24 protein-coding genes and 1 pseudogene are annotated in these 25737 nt (G+C 73.8%); 10 read left to right on the top strand and 15 right to left on the bottom strand.

All coding sequences use genetic code 11. From position 1 onward, the window contains the following. Positions 1–1131, top strand: coding sequence for an acyl-CoA dehydrogenase family protein (locus DQ240_RS14590; RefSeq protein ID WP_113840348.1), 1131 nt, complete (start codon positions 1–3; stop codon positions 1129–1131). A gap of 66 nt (positions 1132–1197) precedes the next feature. Here the strand turns inward: DQ240_RS14590 and DQ240_RS14585 are convergent, their stop codons facing one another. The 6 genes from DQ240_RS14585 to DQ240_RS23645 all read right to left on the bottom strand — a co-directional run bounded on the left by DQ240_RS14585 (position 1198) and on the right by DQ240_RS23645 (position 7193). Then, positions 1198–1929: a glucose 1-dehydrogenase gene (locus tag DQ240_RS14585; RefSeq protein ID WP_113840347.1), complete on the bottom strand. Its 732-nt coding sequence runs from the start codon at positions 1927–1929 to the stop codon at positions 1198–1200. A gap of 111 nt (positions 1930–2040) precedes the next feature. Beyond that, positions 2041–4416 carry a xanthine dehydrogenase family protein molybdopterin-binding subunit gene (locus tag DQ240_RS14580; protein ID WP_158548708.1) on the bottom strand — a complete coding sequence of 792 codons (2376 nt, stop codon included), beginning with the start codon at positions 4414–4416 and terminating at the stop codon, positions 2041–2043. Then, on the bottom strand, positions 4413–5003 hold the full coding sequence (locus DQ240_RS14575; RefSeq protein WP_199589322.1) for a (2Fe-2S)-binding protein: 591 nt from the start codon (positions 5001–5003) through the stop codon (positions 4413–4415). The genes DQ240_RS14580 and DQ240_RS14575 overlap by 4 nt, the downstream gene beginning before the upstream one ends. Further along, positions 5000–5866: a xanthine dehydrogenase family protein subunit M gene (locus DQ240_RS14570; protein ID WP_113840345.1), complete on the bottom strand. Its 867-nt coding sequence runs from the start codon at positions 5864–5866 to the stop codon at positions 5000–5002. Before DQ240_RS14570 ends, DQ240_RS14575 begins: the two co-directional genes overlap by 4 nt. A gap of 127 nt (positions 5867–5993) precedes the next feature. Continuing rightward, positions 5994–6434: a VOC family protein gene (locus DQ240_RS14565; protein WP_113840344.1), complete on the bottom strand. Its 441-nt coding sequence runs from the start codon at positions 6432–6434 to the stop codon at positions 5994–5996. Between the two features lie 117 nt (positions 6435–6551). Next, complete coding sequence (locus DQ240_RS23645; RefSeq protein ID WP_199589321.1) at positions 6552–7193, bottom strand: TetR/AcrR family transcriptional regulator; 642 nt, start codon at positions 7191–7193, stop codon at positions 6552–6554. Between the two features lie 106 nt (positions 7194–7299). Here DQ240_RS23645 and DQ240_RS14555 point away from each other — a divergent pair, with 106 nt between their 5' ends. From DQ240_RS14555 to DQ240_RS14540, 4 genes and pseudogenes are all read left to right on the top strand, one after another. Continuing rightward, positions 7300–8808: a Rieske 2Fe-2S domain-containing protein gene (locus tag DQ240_RS14555; RefSeq protein WP_158548706.1), complete on the top strand. Its 1509-nt coding sequence runs from the start codon at positions 7300–7302 to the stop codon at positions 8806–8808. 92 nt (positions 8809–8900) lie between these two features. Continuing rightward, complete coding sequence (locus DQ240_RS14550; RefSeq protein ID WP_113840342.1) at positions 8901–9821, top strand: alpha/beta hydrolase; 921 nt, start codon at positions 8901–8903, stop codon at positions 9819–9821. Then, positions 9818–10501 (top strand): annotated as a pseudogene (locus DQ240_RS24045) (flavin-containing monooxygenase); the annotation flags it as partial. The gene DQ240_RS14550 and the pseudogene DQ240_RS24045, both read left to right, overlap by 4 nt. Before the next feature lie 995 nt (positions 10502–11496). Then, a complete protein-coding gene (locus DQ240_RS14540) occupies positions 11497–12180 on the top strand; it encodes an SDR family NAD(P)-dependent oxidoreductase (RefSeq protein ID WP_113840341.1) in 684 nt (227 codons plus the stop codon). 46 nt (positions 12181–12226) lie between these two features. Here the strand turns inward: DQ240_RS14540 and DQ240_RS14535 are convergent, their stop codons facing one another. The 6 genes from DQ240_RS14535 to DQ240_RS23305 all read right to left on the bottom strand — a co-directional run bounded on the left by DQ240_RS14535 (position 12227) and on the right by DQ240_RS23305 (position 17651). Beyond that, complete coding sequence (locus DQ240_RS14535; protein WP_113840340.1) at positions 12227–12922, bottom strand: hypothetical protein; 696 nt, start codon at positions 12920–12922, stop codon at positions 12227–12229. Next, on the bottom strand, positions 12919–13653 hold the full coding sequence (locus tag DQ240_RS14530) for a class II aldolase/adducin family protein (protein ID WP_113840339.1): 735 nt from the start codon (positions 13651–13653) through the stop codon (positions 12919–12921). The genes DQ240_RS14535 and DQ240_RS14530 overlap by 4 nt, the downstream gene beginning before the upstream one ends. 32 nt (positions 13654–13685) lie before the next feature. Next, positions 13686–14882, bottom strand: coding sequence for an amidohydrolase family protein (locus tag DQ240_RS14525; protein ID WP_113840338.1), 1197 nt, complete (start codon positions 14880–14882; stop codon positions 13686–13688). Between the two features lie 106 nt (positions 14883–14988). Beyond that, entirely contained in the window at positions 14989–16452 is a 1464-nt protein-coding gene (locus tag DQ240_RS14520) for a class I adenylate-forming enzyme family protein (protein WP_113840337.1), read from the bottom strand. A 231-nt stretch (positions 16453–16683) separates the two neighbouring features. Further along, on the bottom strand, positions 16684–17229 hold the full coding sequence (locus DQ240_RS14515; RefSeq protein ID WP_158548704.1) for a nuclear transport factor 2 family protein: 546 nt from the start codon (positions 17227–17229) through the stop codon (positions 16684–16686). A gap of 101 nt (positions 17230–17330) precedes the next feature. Next, positions 17331–17651, bottom strand: a complete 321-nt coding sequence (locus DQ240_RS23305) for a helix-turn-helix transcriptional regulator (protein WP_158548702.1) — start codon at positions 17649–17651, stop codon at positions 17331–17333. 174 nt (positions 17652–17825) lie between these two features. On the opposite strand from DQ240_RS23305, the gene DQ240_RS14505 reads away from it, so the two are divergent. Further along, the gene (locus tag DQ240_RS14505) at positions 17826–18614 is read left to right on the top strand and encodes an NAD(P)-dependent oxidoreductase (RefSeq protein ID WP_113840335.1); all 789 of its coding nucleotides are present in this window, start codon (positions 17826–17828) and stop codon (positions 18612–18614) included. Between the two features lie 38 nt (positions 18615–18652). Here the strand turns inward: DQ240_RS14505 and DQ240_RS14500 are convergent, their stop codons facing one another. Beyond that, positions 18653–19366, bottom strand: a complete 714-nt coding sequence (locus DQ240_RS14500; protein ID WP_158548700.1) for an enoyl-CoA hydratase/isomerase family protein — start codon at positions 19364–19366, stop codon at positions 18653–18655. Between the two features lie 104 nt (positions 19367–19470). Between DQ240_RS14500 and DQ240_RS14495 the strand changes: the two genes are divergently transcribed. The 4 genes from DQ240_RS14495 to DQ240_RS14480 are packed head-to-tail and all read left to right on the top strand — an operon-like array spanning position 19471 to position 24005. Next, on the top strand, positions 19471–20313 hold the full coding sequence (locus DQ240_RS14495) for an SDR family NAD(P)-dependent oxidoreductase (RefSeq protein ID WP_158548698.1): 843 nt from the start codon (positions 19471–19473) through the stop codon (positions 20311–20313). Between the two features lie 7 nt (positions 20314–20320). Then, the gene (locus DQ240_RS14490) at positions 20321–21196 is read left to right on the top strand and encodes a xanthine dehydrogenase family protein subunit M (protein ID WP_113840332.1); all 876 of its coding nucleotides are present in this window, start codon (positions 20321–20323) and stop codon (positions 21194–21196) included. Next, on the top strand, positions 21193–21678 hold the full coding sequence (locus tag DQ240_RS14485) for a (2Fe-2S)-binding protein (protein ID WP_113840331.1): 486 nt from the start codon (positions 21193–21195) through the stop codon (positions 21676–21678). The genes DQ240_RS14490 and DQ240_RS14485 overlap by 4 nt, the downstream gene beginning before the upstream one ends. Next, a complete protein-coding gene (locus tag DQ240_RS14480) occupies positions 21675–24005 on the top strand; it encodes a xanthine dehydrogenase family protein molybdopterin-binding subunit (protein WP_113840330.1) in 2331 nt (776 codons plus the stop codon). The genes DQ240_RS14485 and DQ240_RS14480 overlap by 4 nt, the downstream gene beginning before the upstream one ends. Before the next feature lie 21 nt (positions 24006–24026). Here DQ240_RS14480 and DQ240_RS14475 read toward each other — a convergent pair whose 3' ends face one another. Next, positions 24027–24788: an SDR family NAD(P)-dependent oxidoreductase gene (locus tag DQ240_RS14475; RefSeq protein ID WP_113840329.1), complete on the bottom strand. Its 762-nt coding sequence runs from the start codon at positions 24786–24788 to the stop codon at positions 24027–24029. Then, positions 24785–25666 (bottom strand): nuclear transport factor 2 family protein, encoded by an 882-nt coding sequence (locus DQ240_RS14470; RefSeq protein ID WP_113840328.1) that lies wholly within the window; start codon positions 25664–25666, stop codon positions 24785–24787. Before DQ240_RS14470 ends, DQ240_RS14475 begins: the two co-directional genes overlap by 4 nt. Positions 25667–25737 lie beyond the last annotated feature (71 nt).

Raw genomic sequence — 25737 nt, 5'->3', positions numbered from 1 at the left:
GTGGACTTCTCCGACTCCCCCGACGTCGCGGAGTTCCGCGCCGGCCTGCGGGCCTGGCTGGGCGAGCACCTGGCCACCTACGCCGACGGCGTCGGCTACGACAGCGCCGAGGGGGTCGCGGCCACCCACCGCTGGCACCGGGCACTGGCCGCGGCCGGGTACGTCACCGTGTCGCTGGACCCCGAGTACGGCGGGCGCGGGCTGTCGGACCTGTACGAGGCGGTCGTCAACGAGGAGCTCGCCGCCGCGGGCGCCCCTCCTCCGCCGCCGATCGGCCACATTGCGCACGCCGTCGCCGACTTCGCCTCCGCCGACCTCAAGGCGCGGGTGCTGCCGGGGCTGCTCGGGTGCACGGAGAGCTGGTGCCAGGGCTTCAGCGAGCCCGGCGCCGGCTCCGACCTCGCCGCGCTCTCCACCACCGCGACCGCGACCGACGACGGCTTCGTCGTCAACGGCCAGAAGATCTGGACCAGCTGGGCCATGTGGGCCGACCGCTGCCTGCTGCTGTGCCGCACCGAGCCCGACCAGGCCCGTCACCGCGGGCTGTCGATGCTCGTCGTCGACATGGACACCCCGGGCATCACCCGCCGGGAGATCACCCTGGCCAATGGCAGCCGCGAGTTCGCCGAGGTGTTCTTCGACGACGTCCCGGTGCCGGCTGCGAACCTGGTCGGCGAGCGCGGGCAGGGCTGGCGGATCGCCCAGCACATGCTCACCTACGAGCGCGGCCCGGCCGACATGGGCTGGACCGGCCGGCTGGGCAACGTCCTGGCCGCCGCCCAGGAGGGCGTGCGCAGCGGACGTCTCCCGGCCGACGACGTGCTGCGCCGCCGGTTGGCCGCGGTCGCCGTCGACGCCCAGGTGCTGTCCTGGCACGTGGCCCGGTCGCTGGTCGACCGGTCGTCGGCCGACCCCGGCTCCAGCGGGTCGATCGACAAGCTGCTGACCACCCGCGTCGAGCAGGAGCTCTATGCCGTGGTGGGCGACCTGAACGGGGCGGCGCAGGTGGTCGGCGAGCAGCGGCCGTTCAACGAGTACCTGTGGGCGCGGGCGCAGTCGATCTACGGCGGCACCCAGCAGATCCAGCGGCAGATCGTCGCCCAGCGCCTGCTCGGCCTCCCCCGCGGCTGACCGCTGCCCGAGCGGAGTCGCTCGAGTGCGGGAACCGTTCCCGAGCGACTCCGCTTCCGCCGGCGGTCAGCGGGTGGTGAAGCCGCCGTCGGCGACGAACTCCGAGCCGGTGCAGTAGGACGACTCGTCCGAGGCGAGGAACAGCACGAGGTCGGCGATCTCCTCGGGCCGGCCCAGCCGCGCGATCGGCTGGGTGCGCACCTGCGCGGCGGCCGGGGTGTCCGGCGGCGTCATGTCGGTCTCGACCAGCCCGGGGTGCACCGAGTTGACCCGGATCCCGTCGGCCGCGAGCTCCTGGGCCGCCGCCTTGGTCATCCCGCGCACCGCCCACTTCGCGGCGACGTAGCCGAGCACGTTGGGGAACGACACCATGCCGCCGATCGAGGACACGTTGACGATCGACCCGCCCCCGGCCCGCCGCATCGAGGGGACGACGGCGCGCATGCCGAGGAACACCCCGACCTGGTCGACGTCGACCACCCGCCGGTAGTCGGCCTCCGAGAGCTCGGCCAGCGGACCGCCGTGCACGACCCCGGCGTTGTTGACCAGCACCGACACCGGGCCGAACCGCTCCTCGGCCTCGGCCACGCACGCCGTCCACGCGTCGGCGTCGGTCACGTCGAGCGGCACGAACGCCGCGCCGTCACCCAGCGGGTCGGCGACCGCCCGCCCCCGATCCGCCCGGACGTCGGCCACGACGACGGCGGCCCCCTCGGCGTGCAGCCGCCGTGACGTGGCGGCGCCGATGCCCCCGGCGCCGCCCGTCACGACCGCGACGAGCCCCGTCACCCGACCCACGTCAGCTCCGCACGCCGGCGGTCGACCACTCCGCCGGCGGGTTCCGGACGTTGCCGGGAGGATCGCCCCGGCAACGTCCGGAAAGGCCCGGCAGAGTGCGGGCGCCCGCGCTCAGACAGCGGCGGTCCCGTCGATCACGTCGAGCACGACCTCGGGGGTGAGCGGCTGCACGTTCGGCAGCCTGCCGAAGGGCGCGAGCGCGTCCCGGACGGCGTTGATCAGCGCCGGCGGCGAGCAGATCGCCCCACCCTCGCCCATCGGCTTGAAGCCACCGGGCGTGTTGGACGGCGTGACGACGTGCCCGATCTCGATGTCCGGGACGTCGGCCGCGGTGGGCAGCAGGTAGTCCAGGAACGTCGTGGTCAGCGGGTTGCCGTCGCCGTCGTAGACGAAGTGCTCGTAGAACACCCCACCGATCCCCTGGACGACGCCGCCGGTGATCTGCCCCTCGACGACCATCGGGTTGATCATGTTCCCGCAGTCCTCGCTGACCACGTACCGCTTGATCTCGACCGCGCCGGTGTCCCGGTCGATCTCGACGATCGCGGCGTGGCAGGCGTTGGAGAACATCAGCGGGGGGTTGCGGATCCGGTGCTTGGCCTCCAGGCCCGGCTCCATCTCCGGCGGCAGCATCGTGTGCCCGGCGTAGGCCATGGCCGCGACCTGCTCGACGGTGACGGCCGCGCCCGGGGTGCCCTTGACCGACACCACGCCGTCGGCGACCTCCAGGTCGTCGGGCGACGCCTCGAGCGCCACCGCGGCGACGGCCAGGATCTTCTCCCTGAGCTTCTGCCCGGCGATCCGGGCGGCGCCGCCGAACGTGGTCGCCGTCCGGCTGCCCGCGGTGCCGGTGCCGTAGGGCGCCGACGTCGTGTCCCCCTGGATGATCCGCACGTCGTCGATGTCGATCCCGAGCTCCTCGGCGACGACCTGCGCCATCGTCGTCTCGACGCTCTGCCCGTGGCTGCCGCTGCCCATGAACACCAGGGCCTTGCCCTGCATGTCCATGCGCACGGTGACCTGCTCGGCGCCGGCGGCCCCGAAGGCCGGGGAGCCCTCGATGTAGGAGGCGAACCCGATGCCGAGGATCCGGCCCTGCTCGCGGGCCGCGGCCTGCTCCCGGCGGAAGTCCTCGTAGCCGATGATCTCGGCCGCCTGGTCGAGGGTCTGGATCGGCGTGATCGTCTCCAGCACCAGCCCCATGGGCGTGGTGAACGGGAGCTGCTCGGTCGTGATCATGTTCCGCCGCCGGAACTCCAGCGGGTCGATCCCGAGCTCTGCGGCCGCGATGTCGATCAGCTGCTCGCGGGCGACGGTCTCCATGAGGAACGGCCCCCGGTAGGGCGTCATGCCGCAGGTGTTCGAGAAGGTGGCCTCGGCCGAGTAGAAGTACTGCCCGACGTCGTAGGGCCCCGGCAGCATCATCATCGCCAGGCCCGCGTTCCCGCCGACGCCGTAGGTCGGGTAGGCGCCGACGTCCTCCACGTGGTGGCCCTTGATGCCGAGGATCGTCCCGTCGGCGTCGGTGGCCATGGTGACCGTGAGGTCCTCGGTCCGGGAGTGCCCGCCGGCGACGAGGTTCTCGTTGCGGTCCTCGATCCAGGCGACCGCGCACTGCTGGGAGTAGGCCGCCGCGGCGACGGCGAGCTCCTCCTTGTCGACGAAGCACTTGAGCCCGAAGGCGCCGCCGACGTCCTCGGCGCGGGCCTGCACCTGCACCTCCGACAGCCCCAGCAGGCGGGCGGCCATCGACCGGACCTCGTGCACGTTCTGCGTCGAGGAGACGATCTCCAGCAGGTCGCGGTCCGGGCTCCACCGCGCCTGCAGGCCACGGGTCTCCATCGGCACGCAGATGTAGCGGTGCTGGTGGAAGCGCTCCTCGAACACGTGCGGCGCCGAGGACAGCACCTCCTCCAGGGCCGGGTTCTCCGTCGGCATGCCCGGATACGGCAGCGTCGAGGCGACGTTCGAGCCGTACTCGGGGTGCACGAGCTCCTCGTCCCTCGCCGCGCCCCACCGGCCGCGGTGGTCGGAGACCACCGCGGGCTGCGCGTCGACGTCGAGGTCGATCAGCTCGAGCGCGTCCTCGGCGACGTACCTGTTCTCGGCCAGCACCATGGCGATGGGCTCGCCGGCGTAGCGGACGTCGTCGGTGGCGAGCAGGCGGCGCGGCGGCTGGGGCGAGTCCTTGCCCATCGCGGTCTGCCAGAACGACTTCGCCAGCGGGTTGAGGTCGGCGCCGGTGAGGACGGCGCGGACACCGGGCAGGGCCGCGGCCGCGGAGACGTCCAGCGTGGTGATCCGGCCGCGGGCCACCGGGCTGCGGAGGAACGCCACGTGCCAGGCGTCGGGCCAGAGCACGTCCTCGATGTAGCGGCCGTGCCCGGTCACGAGCCGGGCGTCCTCCCGGCGCTTGACCGACTGGCCGAGGAACCGGCCCACGCCGGAGTGCGTCTGCGGCGCGGCGCCGTCCTGGACGGCGGTCACGGGGCGCTCGGGAGCGTCGTCACGGCGTGGCCGGCGATCGTCGGCACGCCCTGGGTCGGCGGACCCTCGGACGGTTGGTCCCCGGCCGGGGCCCCGCCGTTCGGCGGTCCTCCGGCCCGCTCGCGGACCACCTGGCGGACGGCGTTGACGATGCCGGTGTAGCCGGTGCAACGGCAGAGGTTGCCCGACAGCCCCGAGCGGATCTCCTCGTCGGTCGGCGCGGGGTTCTTCTCCAGGAACGCGGTGATGGAGACGACGAAGCCGGGGGTGCAGAAGCCGCACTGGAGGCCGTGGCAGTCGCGGAAGGCGGCCTGCACGTCGCTGAGCTCACCGGGCGCCGGGGCGATGCCCTCGACGGTGGTGACCTCGGCGCCGTCGGCCTGGACCCCGAAGACCAGGCACGAGCGCACCGCCTCGCCGTCGAGCAGGACCGTGCACGCGCCGCAGACGCCGTGCTCGCAGGCCAGGTGCGTGCCGGTGAGCCGCATGTCCTCGCGGAGGACGTCGGCGAGGGTCTTGCGCGGCTCGACGATCGCCGACCGCTGCTGGCCGTTGACCGTCATCGTGATCGGGTGCGGATCGCTCACCGGGATGCCTCCTGCAGTGCGGACTCCAGAGCGCGGGCCACCAGCCGGGAGGCCACGCGGGTGCGGTAGCGGCCCGACGCGTGGACGTCGGACGGCGGGTCGACGTCGGCGACCGCCGCGGCGCCGACCTCGGCCAGGTCGAGGCCGGACGCGTCCGCCCCGACCAGCTCGGACTCGGCGGCGCGGGCACGCAGCGGCACCGGGCCCATGCCGAACAGCGAGATCGCCGCCCGGCTGATCCGCCCGTCGGTGACGGTGACGCCGACCACGGTGCCGGCGGTGGCGAAGTCGCCCTCGCGGCGGGCCATCTCCCGGACGGCGAAGCCGCTGCCGGGGTCCCACACGGGGAAGGAGACGGCGGCGAGGATCTCGTCGTCGGACAGTGTGGAGGTCATCGGCCCGTCGTAGAGGTCGGGAGCCGCGATCTGCCGCTGCCCGTCCGGCCCGGCGACGGTCACGGTCGCGTCGAGTGCGGTGACCACCGCGGGGTACTCCGCGGCCGGGTCGCCGTGGGCGATCGAGCCGCCGAGCGTGCCCCGGTTGCGGATCTGGAAGTGGCCGATCAGGCGGGTGGCCTCGGCGAGCACCGGGACCGACCGGGCGACCAGCGGATCGGCCTCGACGGTGGCCTGCCGGGTCATCGCGCCGATGACCACCGCGCCGTCGTCCTCCCGGACGTAGGCGAGCTCGTCGACGCGGTTGAGGTCCACGAGCGCCTCGAAGCGGGCCAGCCGGAGGGCGAGGACCGGCACGAGGCTCTGGCCGCCGGCGAGGACCTTGGCCTCGTCGCCGTAGCGGCCGAGGACGTCGACGGCCTCGCCCAGCGTCGTCGGCGCCTCGTAGGTGAACGGAGCAGGCTTCACTGACTCTCCAGTCCATCTAGTAAATGATTGACTCATCCTGGGGTCACGCGCCCGCCTCGGCAAGACCCCGAGACGCACCACGGCCCCGTGCGATCGCACGGGGCCGTGGACGTGAGGTGCTGGAGAACTAGGCCGAGGCCTTGTCGAGAGCCGGCTCGGCGTGGCCGGTGCCCGGCCAGAAGTGGTCGGAGATGTCGAAGGCGACCTTGCCGTCCGGGGTCTTCATCTTGACCTCCCAGGTGGCGCCGGCGACGGCGGCCTCCTCGCGGGTCATGTTGCCGACCATGCTGACCGCGCCGAGGCGCTCGGCCCGCTCGACGGCCGCGTCGACGTCGTCGACGACGAAGCCGATGTGGTTGATGCCCTCGGGGAAGGCGTTCGGGTAGTCGGCGTGCACCTTGATCAGCGCGACGTTGACGACGCCGTCGCTGAGGTACACCGCACCCTGGCTGTCGTCCCCGGGCGGGCCGACCTTGGCCACGAAGTCCATCTCGAACAGCTCCGAGTAGAACGTGGCGCCCCAGTCGAGGTCGTCACACCGAATCGCAACGTGGCGCAGCTTGGCCATCGCACTCCCCTGTCTGGCATCGACCTGGCGGCCGGATCGCACTGAACGGCGCTCAGTCGCCAGGCTAGCAGTCGGCAGGGAGACGCTCAACACATCTGCAACGCGGTTTCTGTCGGATCAGGAGAGGCCGGGGACCATCCGCCGCAGGACGTCCAGCGCCGCCTCCACGACGACGTCGGCGTCGGCGCGGGTCGGGCACGCGGCCACCGCCCGGCAGGCGCCGCCCATCGCGGCCGAGGCCATCTCCACCAGGACCTGCGTGGCGGTACCCGGCGGGAGGTCGAGCAGCAGCTCGGCGTGCACCCGCAGCCAGGAGCGGCTGAGCGCGCGGTCCTCGGCCGAGAACCCGGGCGGCAGGTCCCCGTTGAGCGCCATGTGCACGATGTCGCGGGCATCCCAGCAGTGCGAGAGGTAGGCGCGGGCGCCCACGAGGAACAGCGCCCGCCCGTCGGCCTCCCCGGCGTCCCGGGCGGTCTCGATCGCCTGCTGGGTGTCCTGCCACTGCCGCTGCTGGTAGTCGCTCCAGACGGCCCGGTACAGGCCCTCCTTGTTGGCGAAGTGGTAGTAGAGCAGCCCGACGCTGACGCCGGCCTCCTCGGCGATCCGCGCCACGCTCGCCTTGTGGAAGCCCAGCTCGGCGAAGGTCGTGCGGGCCACCCCGAGGATCGTGCGCGCGGCACCGTCCACGACCGGCGGGGCCTCACCGGGCATGCCGGGAGCGGCGACCGCGGGCGTCTCGTCGTTGCGGACTCGTGGCACGCGGACCGTCCTCGCTCGGTTCGAAGGGGCAGCCCAGAGTAGGTCGCACGCCGGGGCTGCCACACTCCCCGAGCGACTGAACACCGCTCAGGGAGGTCCTCCGCTCATGCGCATCACCGGGCTCGGGCACGCCGGCCTGCGCCTCGACACCGCCGCCGGCAGCGTGCTCGTCGACCCGTGGACCACCCCGGCCCACCTGGGCGCGTGGACCCCGTTCCCGGACAACGCCGACCTCGACTGGACATCGCTGGCCGACGTCGACCTCCTGTTCGTCTCCTCCGTCGCCCCGGACCACCTCGACCTCGAGCTGCTCGAGCGGCACGTCCGCACGGACACCCCCGTCCTCCTCCCCGACCTCCCGCTCCCGGAGCTGCGCGACCGGCTCGCCGGGATCGGGTTCACCCGCTTCGTGGAGACCCGGTCCGGCGAGGTCACCGACGTCGGCGGGCTCCGGGTCGTCGTCCCGACGCTGACGCGTCCGACCGACGGCCCGTCGGGGACGGCGATGCTGTGGCTCTCGGACGGCGGGGCGACCGTGCTGGTCCAGGGGGACGCGCAGCCGCGGGACCTCGCGCTGGTGAGGGCGCTCGGGCCGGTCGACGTCCACCTGCTGCAGGTCGTCCCGGCCGGGTGGTCGCCGATGGCCTACGAGCTCCCCGAGGCCGCCCGGCGCGCGATCGCCGACGACCTGCGCGCGCACGCCTTCCTCACCGCCCGCCGGTACGTCAGCGAGCTGGGTGCCGCCCACGTCGTCCCCACCGGCGGCCCGCCCGCCTTCCGCGAGGAGGCGCTGGCGCACCTGAACCGGATCGGCACCGACAGCGGCAGCACGCACGTCCACCCGGCCGAGTTCCGCGACTGGATGGCCGACCGCGGCTACGACCACGTGCGCCTCCTGCCGCCCGGGGCGACGCTCGACCTCCGGGACCCGGGGGTGCCGACCGGAACCGCCCCGGACCCGGCGGCCGAGCTCGCCGAGCAGCGCCGGCGACGCCCGGCGTGGACCCCCCTCCCGGCCGGGGACGTCGACCTGCCCGCCGAGCTGCGCGACTGGCTCGAGCCGCTGCTGGCCCGCGCGCCCGGGGTCGCCGCCGGGATCGGGGCGGCCGTGCGGCTGACCGCGGCGGACGCCGAGCGGGACGACGTCGACCTGCTGCTGGACTTCGCCGGCCGGGTCGTGCGCGGCTACGACGGGGAGAAGGTGCGCTACGAGCTGACCGTCGACCGGGCGGTCCTCGAGCACCTGGTCGCGGTCCGCGAGACCGACTGGGTGCACAGCCTGTTCCTCTCCGGGCGGCTGTCGATCCGCCGGATCGGCCGGGAGAACGAGCTGGTCGCGCTGTTCCTCGGCAACCTCGACCCCGCGCGGCTCGACCGGCTCGAGGCCTGGGTGACCCACCGCGCGGCCGGCGGAGAGGACGTGACGGTCGACGGGTGGACCTTCCAGCGGCTCTGCCCGCACCAGCAGGCGGACCTGACCGCGGTGGGCAGCGTGGCCGACGGCGTCCTGACCTGCGGCGTGCACGGCTGGGAGTGGCGGCTGTCCGACGGCGCCTGCCTCACGGTGCGCGGCATGGACATCCGCAGCCGCCCGGCTACCCCTCCCCTGGACTAGCACCCTTCTGCCCCAAGAGTGCATCTTTGCCATATAAGGCGCTTCCGTCGCTAGGGTGTGGTCCGCACCACGGCCGCGGGAGGAGACACCGCATGACCCACCGGTACGACCCCGAACTGGCGCCGATGGTCCCGCTGCTGCCCGCGCTCGGCGTCGCCGACCCCGCTGCCGCGCGGGCGACCCTGGCCGCGATGCAGGCAGCCCGCCCGCCGTTCGTGCCGCCGCCCGGGGTGACCGTCGAGGAGCGCACCCTCCCCGGCGGGCCGGGCGTCGTGGTCACCCGGCCGGCCGCCGCGGGTCCGCTCCCGGCGCTGCTCTACGCGCACGGCGGCGGCTTCGTCACCGGCAGCGCGGCCGGCAGCGTCGCCGCGACCGCCGCGCTGAGCGCCGCCGCCGGCGCCGTCGTCGTCTCGGTGGACTACCGGCTGGCGCCCGAGCACCCCTTCCCCGCGGCGTTCGAGGACTGCTGGTCCGCGCTGTGCTGGCTCGTCGACGGCGCCGCCGGGCTCGGCGTGGACCCGGCGCGGATCGCGGTGGGCGGGATCAGCGCGGGCGCCGGGCTGGCCGCGGGCCTGGCGCTGGCCGCCCGCGACCGCGGTGGGCCGGCCGTGTGCTTCCAGCTGCTGGACATCCCGGTGCTCGACGACGGGCTGGAGAGCCCCTCGATGCAGGACTTCACCGACACCCCGCTGTGGACGCGGTCCGACGCCGAGCACAGCTGGCGGCACTACCTGGGCGGCGCCGACGCCTCCCCCTATGCGGCTCCGGCACGGGCCGGGGACCTCACCGGGCTGCCACCGGCGTACGTCGCCGTCTGCGAGTTCGACCCGCTGCGCGACGAGGGCATCGGGTACGCGCAGCGCCTGCTGGCCGCGGGCGTCCCGGTCGAGCTGCACTGCTTCCCGGGCACCTTCCACGGCTCGGCGGGGGCGTTCCCCCAGGCCGCGGTGTCCCGGCGGATGCAGGCCGAGCTCGTCGACGCGCTGCGCCGCGGACTGGAGGTGGCGCGATGAGCCCCGACGTGGACGTGGTGGTGGTCGGCGCCGGCTTCGGCGGGATCTACGCGATCCACCGGCTGCGTGAGGCCGGCTTCTCCGTGCGGGCGTTCGAGGCCGGCTCCGACGTCGGCGGGGTGTGGTTCTGGAACCGCTACCCCGGCGCCCGCTGCGACGTGCCGAGCCTGAGCTACCAGTACTCCTTCTCCCCCGAGCTGGACCGCGACTGGAACTGGAGCGAGCGCTTCGCGACCCAGCCGGAGATCCAGCGCTACGCCCGGTTCGTGGCCGAGCGGCTCGACGTCCTGCGCGCGATCACCTTCGACACGAGGGTGACCGCGGCCGCCTGGGACGAGCAGCTGACCGGCTGGCGGGTGGTCACCTCGGGCGGCGAGACGGTGACCTGCCGCTTCCTCGTCTCGGCGGTGGGGGCCCTGTCGGCCGCGCAGACCCCGCCGTTCCCCGGTCTCCACGACTTCGCCGGCGAGGCGCTGCACACCTCGCAGTGGCCGGCCGACGGCGTGGACCTGACCGGGAAGCGGGTCGCGGTCATCGGCACCGGCTCCTCCGGCATCCAGGCGGTGCCGGAGATCGCGAAGGCAGCCGCGCACGTCACGGTCTTCCAGCGGACGGCGAACTTCAGCCTCCCCGCGCAGAACCGGCCGCTGTCGCCCGACGAGCTGGCCGCGGCGAAGTCGGGATACGCCGAAAGGCGCGCGGCCACCTTCACCACCCGCGCCGGGCACGTCATCCCCACCACGGGCAAGCGGATCCTCGAGGTCTCCCCGGAGGAGCGGCGGGCCGAGCTGGAGCGGGCGTGGGAGGTCGGGGGCAACGAGTTCCTCGCGACGTTCGTCGACACCAGCAAGGACCTCGAGGCCAACGGGCTGCTGGCCGACTTCGTCCGGGACAAGATCCGCTCGATCGTCACGGACCCGGCGACGGCCGAGAAGCTGACCCCGCGCGGCCACCCGATCGGCGCCAAGCGGATCTGCGTCGACACCGCCTACTACGAGACGTTCAACCTGCCGCACGTCGAGCTGGTCGACCTCCGCGACGAGACCATCGAGACCTTCACCCCGACCGGGCTGCGCACCACCGCGGCCGAGTACGCGTTCGACACCGTCGTCTTCGCCACCGGGTTCGACGCGCTCACCGGCGCGCTGACCCGCATCGACGTCCGCGGGGTCGGCGGCCGGTCGCTGGCGCACGAGTGGGCTCCGGGCGCGCAGACCTACCTCGGCCTCGCCGTCCCGGGGTTCCCGAACCTGTTCACCGTGACCGGACCGGGCAGCCCGTCGGTGCTGGTCACGGTGGTGATCGCGATCGAGCAGCACGTCGACTGGATCACCGACCACCTGCTGCACCTGCGCGCGCACGGGCTGACCCGGTCCGAGGCCGAGCCGGCAGCCCGCGACCGGTGGACCGAGGAGGTGCAGGCGGCCACCCGGCTGACGCTGCACCGGCACGCCCCGAGCTCCTGGTACCTCGGCACCAACGTGCCGGGCAAGCCGCGACTGTTCCTCCCCTATGCCGGCGGGCTCGACGCCTACCGGCGGATCTGCGACGCGGTCGCCGCCGACGGCTACCGCGGCTTCTCGATGGCCCACACGGGGACCTCAGCACGGGAAGAGGTGGCGGCGTCACGAGGCTCGACGGACGGCGGGTCCTGGTCACCGGGGCGGCGTCGGGCATGGGCGCCGCGATCGCCCGCCTCTTCGCCGCCGAGGGAGCCCGCGTCGCCGCGCTGGACCTGGACGCGGACGGCGCCGCGCGGATCGCCGCGGAGGTCGGCGGGAGCGCCCACCTCGCGGACGTCTCCGACCCCGCGGCGGTGGGCGCGACCGTGGCCGCCGCCGCCGAGGCGATGGGGGGCATCGACGGGGTGGTGAACGCGGCCGGCATCCTGCTCGACCGGCCGGCCGCGGAGACCACGCCCGCCGACGTCGCCCGGCTCGTCGGGGTGAACCTGGCCGGGCCGCTCTACGTCTGCCAGGCCGCGCTCCCCCACCTGCAGGCCGCCGAGCGCGCGACCGTCGTCAACGTCGCCTCGATGGCGGCGCTGCGCCCGGTGGTGGGGATGGCCGTCTACTCCGCGACCAAGGCGGGGCTGCTGGCGATGAGCCACGCGCTGGCCTACGAGTGGGGCCCGACGATCCGGGTGAACACGCTGTGCCCGGGGATCATCCGCACGCCGATGACCGAGTACCTGTTCGACCCCGCGCACCCGGCCTACGAGACGATCCCCGGCCGGCACGCGCTGGGCCGCGCCGGCGAGCCCGAGGAGGTCGCGGCCGGGGCGCTGTTCCTGACCAGCGACGAGTCCTCGTTCGTCTCCCGCACCGAGCTGGCGATCAACGGCGGCACCTACCGCTGACCCACCGCGCCGCCGTCCCCTAGGGCACTGCGCGCGCGAAACGCTCCTACGAGCGCCAGGCGGCGGCGATCTCGGCCGCGGAGGCGCCGCTGCGGGCCACGGCCATGACGCGCTGCTCGACCGCCTCGTGCGCGCGGATCGCCGCGGGGAGGTCGGCGGCCAGCTCGAGCGGGATCTTCGCGACGCCGTGGACGTCGGCGTGCAGCAGGTCGCCGTCGACCACCCGCACCCCGCCGATCTCCACCGGCTCCCCCGCCGCGAGGAGCTCCACGTGACCGCCGCCGACGTCCGCACCGGCCGCCCAGGTGGCGAACCCGGCGGCGGCCATCTCCGGCACGTCGCGGACCGGGCCGTTGGTGACGCCCGCGACGACCCCGGCGGCCAGGTTGATCGCCGCACCCACGTCGCCCCAGATGCAGACCGGCCCCTCCCACTCCCCGACGTTCTGCGCGACGAGGAACCGCGGGGTGGGCAGCGCGCGCAGCTGCGCCTCGCCGGCCGCGGTGAGCGCTGCGGTCCGCGACGCGTCGGCCGGCGGGCCGCCCCGGCGGGTGCTGACCGTGCGGGTGGCCGCGAAGCCGACCCGCACCCCCAGCTCCGGGGACGTGCAGCGGACGGCGGAGCGGCTCATCGTCTGCAGGTCGGCGGGGTCGACGCCCAGCCGCTTGAGCCCGTTGAGCACCGACGGCGTGCTGGACCCGCGCAGCTCCTCGATCAGGCCGGGAGGGAGGGAGCCCGTCACGACAGGAGGGTCGGCTCCCGGAGGAGCTCCGCCCGGACGCTGGCCTCCCAGAAGCCGTGGAAGCGGTTGCCGTCGGCCGTGACGCTGCGCTCCAGGTACCAGTCCGGCAGCGGGCTGGCCGCGGTGCTGCCGGCGGCGCGCACCATCCAGGCGTTGCGGCAGCGCTGCTCCAGGGCGACCGCCCGCTGGTGCACCGCGCGGATGGTCGAGCCCAGGACGAAGACGCCGTGCCCGCCGAGCAGCGCCAGCTCCGCCTCCCCCATGGCCGCGACGGCCTTGGCGGCGGCCTGGGAGTTGTCGACGCCGCCGTCGTACTCCTGGACGAGCACCAGCTCACCGCCACCGAGCGCCGAGCTCTGGTCGAACGCCTGCGGGATCTCGCCCATGTCGGCCCAGACGGTGCCGAACCGCGAGTGGTTGTGCAGCGCGACCTGGACGCCGGGCCGGGCGCGGTGCAGCTCCAGGTGCAGCGGGATGCCCAGCGGCACCGGCCAGTCGCCCTCGACGACGTTGCCCTCCAGGTCGATGCGGATGACGTCCTGCGGCCGGAACTCCGCCCAGGTGAGCAGCCAGGGATTGCACAGCAGGGTGCCGTCGCCGAGGTTGTAGGTGATGTGCCCGGCGAGGTGGTCGTCGTAGCCCTCGTGCCACAGGGTGCGGGCCAGCACCACGATCTCCTGGGCCGGCGTGAGCTCGGGGATGAGCTTGTCGGCGGTCGGGACGAACGACATCGGGTCTCCTCTGTCTGCGACGCAAACGGTGGTCAGTCGAGCGGGAGGACGACGTCGGGCAGCGGGTGCCGGTAGAGCGCGGCCGCGTTCTCGCTGCACATCTTCCGCAGGTCGGCGGCGGGGATGCCCGCCCAGGCCTGCTCGATGACGTCCTGCGTGTGCGGCCAGGTGCCGTCACCGTGCGGGTAGTCGGTCTCCAGCATGATGTGGTCGACGCCGATGACGTCGCGCAGCGCGATCGTCGAGGGGTCGTCGATGGTGCAGAACCAGAAGTTGCGGCGCAGCACGTCGGCCGGCCGCTCGGCCCAGCCGCGGCCGTAGCCGGAGCGGTCGACGATGTTGTCCAGCCGGTCGACGAGCATCGGCACCCAGCCGATGCCGCCCTCGCTCATCGCGATCTTCAGGTCCGGGTAGTCGCGGGGGAAGCCCGACCACAGCCACTCGCAGCAGGCGCCCAGCGACATCTGCCCGAACAGCGTGGCGCCGAGCTCCAGGATCGGGGCGCCGGGCGGGAACGGGTGCATCCCGGAGCTGCCGACGTGCAGCGAGATCACCGTCTGCGTCTCGACGCAGGCGCGGATGATCGGGTCCCAGTGCTCGCGGTCCCACAGCGACGGCAGCCCGATGGCGTGCGGCCGCTCGGGGAAGGTCACCGAGGTGAAGCCGCGGGCGGCGTTGCGCTCGATCTCCCGGACGGCCTCGACCGGATCGGCCAGGTAGGCGATGCCGCCGGGGATGATCCGCTCGGGGTAGGAGAGGTACCACTCGTTGTAGAGCCAGTCGTTCCACGCCCGGACGCAGGCCAGCCCGACCTCGGTGTCCTTGGCGTTGAAGAACACCCGGCCGCTGAACCCGGTGATCTGCGACGGGAAGTTCAGCATCGCCCAGATCCCGCCGGTGTCCATGTCCCGGACCCGCTCGTGCACGTCGTAGCAGCCGGCCCGCATCTGGTCGAGGCGGAAGGGCTCCATCGCCACGGTCTCCGGACGGCGTCCGGCCACGGCGTTCATGCCGACCTGCTTGAAGATCTTCCCCTCGAACTCCCAGACCAGGGCGCCGGTCTCGGTCTCGACCATCTGCGGCCCGCGCTCGCGCAGCCCGGCGGGCAGCCAGGTCGAGAACAGGTGCGGGGGCTCGACGACGTGGTCGTCGACGGAGATCACGGTGTAGCGCACCTCCGCCGGCTCGGGCTCGGGGAGGAAGAGCTCGGGGTCCAGGGTGACGGTCATGCGGGGATCTCCAGGGCTCGGACGGCTCCGCTGTGAGGCAGGGCACAGGCGGACTGAGGCTAGTTCAGTGCGCGGCGGCGGGTCAACGACGAACTGGAACGTCGTTTCAGTCGGCGAGCATCGCGGCGATCTCGGGACGGCGGAGCTTGCCGACCTCCGTGCGCGGCAGCGAGGGCACGTGGTGGAAGGCCACCGGGACCTTGTAGGGGACGAGGTGCTCGCGGCACAGCGCCACGAGCTCGGCATCCGTGGCCGGTGGCAGCCCGGGCGCGTCGACGACGAACGCGACCGGGACCTCGCCGAGCCGCTCGTCGGGCGCGCCGACGACGGCCGCCTCGGCCACCGCCGGCGAGAGCTCGAGGACCTCCTCGACCTGTTCGGGGAAGACCTTGTTGCCGCCGCGGTTGATGAGGATGCCGGCGCGGCCCTCGATCCAGACGAACCCGTCGGCGTCGATCCGGGCCAGGTCACCGGTCTCCAGGTAGCCGTCGGCGTCGATCCGGGCCGACAGCTGCTCCCCGGTCGCGTAGCCGGCGGCCATGCGGGCGGTGCGGACGCGCAGCGACCCGACCTCGCCGACCGGGAGCTCGGCGCCGTCCGGGCCCACGACCCGCAGCGCCACGTTGGCGTGCGGCCGCCCGGCCGCGCCGACCTTCTCCGGGTGCGCCTTCGCGTCGGCGGCGGTCCAGCCGACGACCTCCCCCACCTCGGCCTGGCCGTAGCTGTTGAGGACGAAGACGCCGAACCGCTCCTTGAACAGCCGGGCCTGGGTCGGCGACAGCGGCGCGGTGATGCTGCGGACGTAGCGCAGCGGCTCCAGGCTCTCGACGTCGGAGGCGTTGAGCATGGCGATCGCGGCCGGCGGGAGGACGACGGAGCGGACCCCGAAGCGGCCCACGAGCTCCGCGAACCGCTCCGGCTTGAACCGGTCCATGATGACCAGCGGCGCGCCGGCGCGGAGCCCGAACAGCGAGTTGTAGATGCCGGAGTTGAGCGACAGCGAGACCGGGATGAGGTTCGGCGAGGGCCGCCGGGTGGGGTCCGAGCCGCCGGCGCGCAGCGGGCCGAGGACGCGGTCGAGCAGCTCCAGGTAACCGCTGTGGGTGTGCAGGATCGCCTTGGGCGGCCCGGTCGTGCCCGAGGTCCAGGTGATGAAGGCGGTGCCCTCGTCGTAGCGGCGGTGCTCGCCGTCCAGGGCGCGCATGCGCACGGAGGGGTCATCGCCACCCGTGTCGATGAGCGCGGCGGGGAGCGTGGCGGCGAGCGCGTGCTCGATCTCGGCCGGCGGGGAGGCCGGGTTGAGCGGCACGAAGACCGCGTCGGCGGCCCAGATCGCCATCATCGCGAGGACGCACTCGGGGGCGTTGTCCAGCCGGACGGCGACGGCGTCCCCAGGATCGACGCCGAGTGCCCGGAGCTCCGCCGCCCAGGCCCGGCAGGTCGCGCGCGCCTCGCCGGCGGTCAGCGACCGGGTGGCGGTGTGCAGCAGCGGCTGGTCGTCGGTGGCCGGGTGACCGAGCAGCAGCGCGGCGAGGGAGGTGTCAGCCAGCTCGGCGGCGGTCACGGGCACCCGCCGTCGTCGGCCCCGCGCACAGGCAACCGTCCCCGCATGCGGCGCTCTCCTGTCCGCGACCCCGCAGGGTCGCCGTCCTCACCATCATTACAACAATAGCCTGCGGACGCCCGTCACGGAACTCCGTCGTTCGCCTGTCGCACCGACGGCAGCGGGGCCGGTCACGGCAGTGCGTGACCGGCCCCGCTGTCTCGAGGCTGGGAGCCCGGCCGGCAGCCGGGCCACAGCTCACTGCGGCATGGACGCGAAGTACTCCGCGGCGGTCTGCAGGCTCTCCAGCGGCACGGTGTAGCCCTGCTCCAGGCCGATGCGGGTGATCCGCCAGCCCTGCTCGGTGCGCCGGTAGGAGTTCCGGTAGCGAGACATGCTGAAGGCCGCGTTCCCGTTGTTGTAGCCGGTCAGGATGATCAGGTTGGAGTCCTGCACCGCGGTGTCGCCGGTGACCGTGACGCCGTAGTCGACACCGGTCTGGAAGACGCGGGGCAGCAGGCCCTCGGGACCGTGGTACGGCTTGAAGTAGGCCAGCAGCTCCTCGCGCCCGTGCGGGCCCCCACCGGGCTGGTGCAGGCCCTGGACCTCGATGGTCGCGTCGTCGGTGAGCAGGTCGATGCCCTCGAGCGTCCGGTGGGTGGGGATCCCGTTGAAGCCACCGGTGCAGGCGTAGTGCCAGCGACGGAACACGTCGTTGATCTCACGGACGTCCTCGAGCTCGCGGACCCGGGCCTCCAGGGCCTCCAGGCGGGCGACGAGGTCGGTGCTGGCGGGGGCGGTCATCGGTACTCCTCCACTGCTGGGCCGCATCGGCGGCGGTGCGAGCGGACGCTAACACCGCACCTCACCCCCATCAATACAAAGATGAGGGGTTACCGGCCGCGTCACCAGGTCGGCAGCGCGCGGACCACCGGGGCGCGCACCGGCTCCCCGGGGAGCAGGCCCGCGAGGTCGCGGAGCAGGTCGCCCAGGAGCTCGCGGCGCAGCGTGTAGGTGACGTGCCGGCCGCGCCGGTGCACGTCGATGAGCCCGGCCCGGGCCATCACGCTGGTGTGGTACGAGACCGTCGGCTTGGAGACCGGGAGCGCCCGCTGCAGCACACCGCAGGCCAGCTCGTCCTCGTCCCCGAACAGCGTGACGATCCGCCAGCGGACGGGATCGCCCAGGACCCGGAGGACCTCGTCCCTGTCGGCAGTCTCGGACATGCACCCGCTCCCGTCGCGATCGACTCGTCGACGCTCATCATGACTATCACTTAACTGATGGCGCAAACGAGGACCGGTCGGGCGGCCGGTGGCCCTGCCCGGGCGGCGGACCGCGCTAGTTTTCCCCGGCCCACCGAGCCGGGCAACGCCACCGAGGGACGAGGAGGACCGGCCATGAGCCGTGTCGGGATCGTGGGGACCGGGGACATGGGCCGGCCGGTGGTCGACCGGCTGCTCGCCGCCGGGCACGAGGTGGCCGCGTACGTGCGGCGGCCCGAGGCCCGCGCGGAGCTGGGCGCGGCGGGGGTCGAGGTGGTCGCGGACCTGCCCGCGCTCGGGCGGGACCGCGACGTCGTCCTGGTCTACGTCTACAGCGACGAGCAGGCCCGCGAGGTGACCCTGGACAGCGGCCTGCTGGACGCGCTCGCCCCCGAGACGCTGGTCGTGGTGCACACGACCGGCAGCCCGGCGACGGTCGAGGCCATCGCCGCGCGGCACCCGGCCGTGGTCGACGCGGCGGCCTCCGGGGGGCCCGCGCAGATCGCGGACGGCACGCTCACGGTGTTCCTCGGCGGCGAGGAGGAGCACGTCGCGCGGTTCCGCCCGGTCCTCGAGGCCTACGCGGGGAACGCGGTGCACTTCGGGCCCCTGGGGTCGGGGCAGCGGGTGAAGCTGCTGAACAACCTGCTGTTCGGCGCACACGTCCAGCTCGCCCTGGAGGCGGCGCGGGTCGCGGAGTCCTTCGGCCTCGACGTCGTCCAGGTCGCGAGGACGCTGCACACCGGCAGCGGCGCCAGCTTCGCCCTCGACCTCGTGGCGATGGTGGGCTCGGCCGAGGGCGTGCTGCAGGGCGCCGGTCCCTACATCCGCAAGGACGTCGCCGTGGCCCGCGAGGTCGCCGCCGGGCTCGGGGTGCCACTGGGCACGATCGAGGAGGCCACCCGCCCCCTGCTGCAGTCCTGATGACCCGGAGGAGATCCGTGGGCGTGAGCCCGACGGATTCACTCCACCAGCGCGCGGAACTCACGGGTCTCCGCGGCGTGCGCGTCGGCGAGCGAGCCCCGCATCGTCGCGGCCACCACCCGCCTGACCGCCGCGACCGCCCGGGGGTCGTTGGCGGCGATCTGCGCGGCCACCTCCAGCGCCCGCTCCAGCGCCGTCCCGTCCGGCACGACCTCGCTGACGAAGCCCCGGTGCAGCATCTCCGCCGCCCCGAACCGCGCGCCGGTGAGCAGCACCTGCATCGCCGCGGCGTACCCGATCTGGCGCGGCAGGCGAGCCACCGATCCCCCGCCGGCGATGAACCCGTGCCGCACCTCCGGCAGCGCGAACACCGCCGACTCCCCCGCGATCCGGACGTCGGTGGCGCCGACGAGCTCCATGCCGGCCCCCATGCACACCCCCTCGACCGCGGCGACCACCGGGAGGCCGGGGTCGGTGTCCCGCAGGACGGCGGCGTGCACCGTCGCCCAGACCTCGCGACCGCCCTCCCGGCCGGCGGCCTCCCGGAGGTCCTGGGCGAAGCCCGCGAGGTCCGCGCCGGAGGAGAAGTCGGCCCCGCCGGTGACGACGCAGACGCGTGCTCCGCTGCCGGCGACCTCGCGCCAGGCCGCCGCCAGCGCGCGGAAGCCGGCGAGGGTCAGCGCGTTGCGGCGCTCGGGGCGGTGCAGGGTCACCTGGACGACGTCCGGCAGCGGACGGCTCACGTCGATCACGGGCAGATCGAAGCATCGAGGGGATAGTGATCACTATCCATCCTCGCTAAGTTTGCCAGGACAGCGTCGTCGCGCCGCCGATGCGGCAGGAGGAGGAGACCCCGGTGGAAGAACTGAGCGGGAGGACCGCCGTCGTCACCGGCGGGGCCGCGGGGATCGGGCGGGCCGTCGGCCGCCGGCTGGCGCGCGAGGGCATGAAGGTGGTCCTGGCCGACCGCGACGCCGACACCCTGGAGGCCACCGCCGCCGAGCTGCGCGGCGAGGGCCACGAGGTCACCGCGGTGCCCACCGACGTCTCCGACCCCGAGGCGAACGTCCGCCTGGCCGACGCGGCGTTCGACGCGTACGGGAACGTCCACCTGCTGCACCTCAACGCCGGCATCGGCGGCACCGTCCCGCTGCTCGACCCCGACCCCGAGGTGTGGCAGCGGGTCGTCGGCGTGAACCTGCTCGGCGTCGTCTACGGCATCAAGGCGTTCGGCACCCGGATGGTCGACGCCGGCGAGGACGGCGTGATCGTCGCGACCAGCTCCGGCGCCGGCGCGGAGGGGACGTCGTACCAGTCGGGTCCCTACGCCGCGACGAAGAACGCCGTCGTGTCGGTGATGGAGAGCCTCTACGGCGAGCTGCGCGACCGGAAGGCGACCGTGCGCGCCGCGCTGCTGTTCCCGCCGCTCACCGAGAGCAGCATGGGCAACCCGCGGGTCGAGCAGTGGCTGCGCGACAACGGCGTCCCGACCACGCTCATGCAGCCCGAGGACGTCGCCGAGCTGCTGCTGGACGGGGTGCGGCGCGGCCGCTTCTACATCCGGATCAACGAGGCCGAGAACGAGCGGCTGTTCGGCAACCGGCTCAGCCCCGAGTTCTTCGCGTGGAACGAGCGCATCACCCGTGGCCGCGCCGAGGCGCAGATCTCCGACACCGCCCCGGACGGCCACCTGTGGTGACCCGCCGGTGAAGCCCGCGGCGTTCGAGCACCACGCCGCCGGCTCGGTCGAGGAGGCGGTCTCGCTCCTGGCCGAGCTCGCCGACGAGGACGTCAAGGTCCTCGCCGGCGGCCAGAGCCTGGTGCCGCTGCTGGCGCTGCGGCTGGCGTCGGTCGGTCACCTGGTCGACGTCAACGGCGTCCCCGAGCTGACGACGATCAGCAACGGCGACGGGCTGCGGTTCGGCGCGGTGGTCCGGCACCGGCAGGTGGAGCGCTCCCCCGAGGTGGCTGCCGCCAACCCGCTGCTGGCCGCCGCGACCCGCCGGATCGGGCACACCGCGATCCGCAACCGCGGCACCATCGGCGGCACGGTGGCGCACGCCGACCCGGCCGCGGAGGTCCCCGCGGTGCTCGCCCTGCTCGACGGGTCGGTCGAGGTCCGCGGCGAGGGCGGCACCCGCAGCATCGCCGCCGCCGACCTGTTCGACGGCTACTTCACGACCACGCTGGAGCCGGAGGAGCTGCTGACCTCGGTGCACGTGCCCGCGCTACCCGAGGGCACCGGCTGGTCGGTGCAGCAGTTCAGCCGGCGCAGCGGCGACTACGGGATCGTCACGGTCCTCGCGACCCTGGCGTTGGACGGCGACGGCCGGATCTCCGCGGCGCGGGTCGCCTACGCCGGGGTCGACGCGGTCCCGCTGCGCTCGTCGGTCGCGGAGTCCGCGCTGGTCGGGCAGACCGCGTCGGCCGAGCTGTGGACCGCGGTGGGGCACGACGCCGCCGCCGTCCTGGAGCCCGGCAGCGACCTCAACGGCTCGGCGGAGTACCGGCGGCACCTGGCTGCCACGCTCACGGCCCGGGCCCTGCAGCAGGCATCCGAGCGAGCGGGGGGACGGGCATGAGCGAGCGGACCGTGCAGGTGACGGTCAACGGGGTCCCGCACGCGGCCGCCGTGGAGGCGCGGCGGACGCTGACCGACTTCCTCCGCGACGACCTGCGGCTCACCGGCACCCACGTGGGCTGCGAGCACGGCGTCTGCGGTGCGTGCACCGTGCTGCTGGACGGCGAGGCGGTGCGCGCCTGCCTGCTCCTGGCCGTGCAGGTCGACGGCCGGGAGATCCGCACCATCGAGGGGCTGGCGACCGGCGAGCAGCTGCACCCCCTGCAGGAGGCGCTGCGCGACTGCCACAGCTTCCAGTGCGGGTTCTGCACGCCCGGCTTCGTCATGACGGCGGTGGCCCTCCTGGAAGAAGGAGCGACGCCGACCGAGGAGGAGCTCCGCGAGGAGCTATCGGGCAACCTGTGCCGCTGCACGGGCTACCAGTCGATCGTCGCCGGGGTCGCCGAGGCGGTCCAGCGCGTGAACGGGGGGACCGCACGATGAGGATGGTCGGCGCCAAGGTCCCCCGCGTGGAGGACCGCCGGATCCTGACCGGCAACGGCCACTACGTCGACGACCTGCAGCTCCCCCGGATGGTGCACGCGGCGTTCCTGCGCAGCCCGATCGCGCACGGCCGGATCACCTCCCTCGACGTCGAGGAGGCCCGCAAGGCCCCGGGCGTGCACGCCGTCTACACCGGCGCGGACATGAGGGCGCTGAGCAAGCCGATCCGCAGCCCGCTGGCCCAGGGTGCGACCCCGGAGATCTTCCCGCTGGTCACCGACACGGTGCTGTTCGTCGGCGACCTGGTGGCGATGGTCGTGGCCGACTCGCGGTACCTGGCGGAGGACGCCGCCGGGATGATCGACGTCGAGTACTCCGACCTGCCGGCGGTGGTCGACTACGAGACCGCGCTGGACCCGGGCGTGCCGCCGCTGTTCCCCGATCTGGAGAGCAACGTCCTGCACACCGCGACCAAGGAGGCCGGCGACGTCGAGGCCGCCTTCGCCGCGGCCGACCGGGTGGTCGAGGTGACGCTCAGCCAGCACCGGATCGCCAACGTGCCGATCGAGACCCGCGGCGCCGTCGCCGACTACGACCCCGGCTCGGGCCAGCTGACGCTGCACGCGGCGACGCAGGCCCCGCACGGTCTCCGGCTGCAGATGGCCCAGACCCTGGACCACCCGATGGACCGGCTACGGGTGCTCACCCAGGACGTCGGCGGCGCCTTCGGCCTGAAGGGCAACATCTTCCGCGAGGACTTCTGCCTGGCCATCGCCGCCAAGCAGCTGGCCCGGCCGGTGAAGTGGATCGAGGACCGCAACGAGCACCTGATGGCCTCCGGCCACGCCCGCGAGGAGCGGATCACCGCGCAGGTGGCGGTGACCGAGGCCGGCGACATCCTGGGCATCACGGCGGCGCTCGACATGGACGCCGGCGCCTACCCGGGCGTCCCCTTCTCGGCGGTGTCGTTCACCGGGGTCATCTCGCTGCTGCTGCCCGGCCCGTACACGGTGCGCGGCTACCGCTGCGACTCCCGGGTGCTGGCCACCAACAAGTCCACCTACGTCGCCTACCGGGGGCCGTGGGCGATGGAGACCTGGACCCGCGAGCGGCTCATCGACATGGTCGCCACCGAGCTGGGCCTGGACCCCGCGGAGGTGCGCCGCCGGAACCTGTACGAGGGCGCCGACGGCGACCGGATGGTCACCGGGCCGACGCTGGCCGGGATCACCACCCGCGAGTGCCTCGACCGGGCGCTGGAGCGGATCGACTACGCCGGGTTCCGCGCCGAGCAGGAGGCCGCCCGCGCCGAGGGCCGGTATCTCGGCATCGGCATGGCCGCGTTCATCGAGAACGCGCCCGGGCCCAAGGAGATGCGACCCAACGGCGGCTTCACCGGCGGCGAGGCCGCGCGGGTGCGGCTGGAGATGGACGGCCGGCTGACCGTGTTCACGGCGCAGTCGCCCCACGGCCAGGGCCACGAGACCACGCTGGCCCAGCTGGCCGCCGACGAGATGGGCGTGCCGTTCGAACAGGTCCGGGTCGTGCACGGCGACACCCAGGTGACGCCGTTCAACATCCTCGGCACCGGCGGCAGCCGCGCCGCGACGTGGGGCAGCGGCGCCACCATGGTCGCGACGCGGAAGCTGCGGGAGAAGGTGCTCGCGATCGCCGCGGGGCAGCTGGAGATCGACCCGTCGGACCTGCAGATCGTCGACGGGGTGGTCAGCCCCAAGGGCGTGCCCGGCAGGGAGATCCCGCTCGCGCGGCTCGCCGGCCAGATGACGCTCATGCCGCAGACCGCCCCGCCCGGCACCGACCCGAACCTGCAGGCCGAGGAGCGGTTCACCGGCGAGGAGACCAGCGGCAGCGGCTGGTCCGGCGGCGTGCACGCCTGCATCGTCGAGGTCGACCTGGGCACCGGCGGGGTGCAGATCAAGCGGTGGGTCGTGGTCGAGGACTGCGGCCGGATCATCAACCCGGCGATCGTCGACGGGCAGATCCGCGGTGGCGTCGCGCAGGGCATCGGCCAGGTGCTCTACGAGCGGATCCCCTACGACGTCGAGGGCACGTTCATGGCGGGAACGTTCATGGACTACCTGCTGCCGACGTCGGCCGAGATCCCGCCGATCGAGATCGTGCACGTCGAGCCCGAGGACGACGAGGACGGCGGCGTCGGCTTCCGCGGGGTCGGCGAGGGCGGGATGATCGTCGCCCCCGCGACCCTGACCAACGCGATCTCCGACGCGCTCGCCCCCTTCGGAGCGCGGGTGACCGAGCAGTACCTGCCGCCGGCCGAGGTGCTGCGGCTGGCCGGGGTGGTCTGAGCACCCGGCCCGGTCCCTCGCTCACCAGACGAGGGGCCGGGCTCCCCCGCCGGTCACCCGCACCACCTGACCGCTGACGTAGCCGGCGGCGTCCGACGCGAGGAACGCGACGACCTCGGCGACGTCCTCCGGCGTGCACACCCGCCCGGCCGCCGACCTCTCGCTGAAGCCCGCGACCGCGGCGTCGTCGAAGACCTCCCGCACGCCCTCGGTGAGCACGAACCCGGGGGCGACGACGTTGCTGCGGATGCCTTGCGTGCCGAAGTTCGCGGCCGTGTACGCCGACAGCGTCTCCAGCGCCGACTTCGCGACGCCGTAGGCGACCTTGGAGCCGGTCGGGTTGAGCGCCGCGCCCGACGACGTGCTGACGATCGACCCACCGCCGGTCTCGACCATCGCCGGGATGGCGTGCCGGCAGCCGTACACCGCGGCCATGACGACGACGTCGAAGGCGCCGCGCCACACCTCGTCCGGCGTCCCGACGGTGTCGGTGTCCCGCGGCGACGAGGCGACGGCGTTGTTGTGCAGCACGTCGAGCCGGCCGAAGGTCTCCAGCGCCGTCGTCACCAGGGCGGCGACGGCGGCCTCGTCGGTGACGTCGGTCCGCCGGGCGACCGCGACGTCCCCGAGCGAGGCGGCGACCCGCTCGACCCCGGCGCCGTCGAGGTCGGCGAGCACCAGCCGGGCGCCCTGGGCGGCCATGACCCGGGCGGTCGCCGCCCCGATGCCGCGGGCCGCGCCGGTGACGATCGCGACCCGGCCGGCCAGCGGACCGCCGCTCACCGCGCGACGAAGACGTCGTAGGAGTGCAGGGAGTCCTGGTACTCGACCATCCGGCGGACGAGCCCCTCGCCGTCGAACGAGAAGAGCTGGTGGTACCGGTTGGCGTAGGTGCGGCCGGTCGCGGCGACGACGGCGCTGCTGGTGGAGACGGCGGCCACCCGGTCGTCCTCCGCGGTCATCGAGTGCACCCGGAGGGTGAACCGGCGGTCGACCGCGCCGTCGACCATCGCGCGCAGGATGCCCAGGGTGGTGACGCGGTCCCGCTCCCCGCCGGTCAGGGTCGGGGAGCCGGCGAGCGCGGCGGACTGCGGGGGCCCGACGAACGGCATCTCCCACACGAAGTCCGGCGCGAGCAGGCGGTCGAGCGCCTTGAAGTCGGCGGCGCTGAGCGCGGCGGCGAAGTCGAGCACCGCCTGCTTGTTGCGCTCCGTCGGGGTCGGCGGCGGGGCGAAGCGGCGCATCAGCGTGACGTTGAAGCCGAACCACTGCTCGGGGTCCAGGTGCAGCTGGTGCACCGCCATCTCCGCCTCGTCGGCGTTGCCCTCCCGGCTGTCGTACTCGTAGCGGATGCGGAAGCCGCGGCCCTCCAGCCAGCTGCGCGCCGTCTCGACGTCGCGGATCTCGAAGACCAGCGGCCCGAGCTGGCCCTCGCCGAGCTCCGCCAGGCGGCGGCCGACGCTGCTGGTCCGGTCGTCGGGGTGCGGGGCGATGAACTCCAGACCGCGCTCGAAGTCGGTCGCCGACAGCGCGCCGTGCCCGGAGATGGGGATCGGGTCGGGCAGCCGCAGGCCGAACGCCTCGTTGAACTGCTGCACCGCGTCGTGGATCCGCGCCTGGTCGACGACCAGCTCGACGCGGTTGAGGCCGACGACGTCCACGGGCAGCTCCTGCGGTCGAGGGTGGGGATGCGTCGACCATAGTGACTGCAATGCGCTCCGAGGTGGACGCC

Source organism: Blastococcus sp. TF02A-26, from assembly GCF_003319125.1.
GTDB lineage: Bacteria > Actinomycetota > Actinomycetes > Mycobacteriales > Geodermatophilaceae > Trujillonella.
This window is presented reverse-complemented; position numbering and strand designations above follow the sequence as displayed.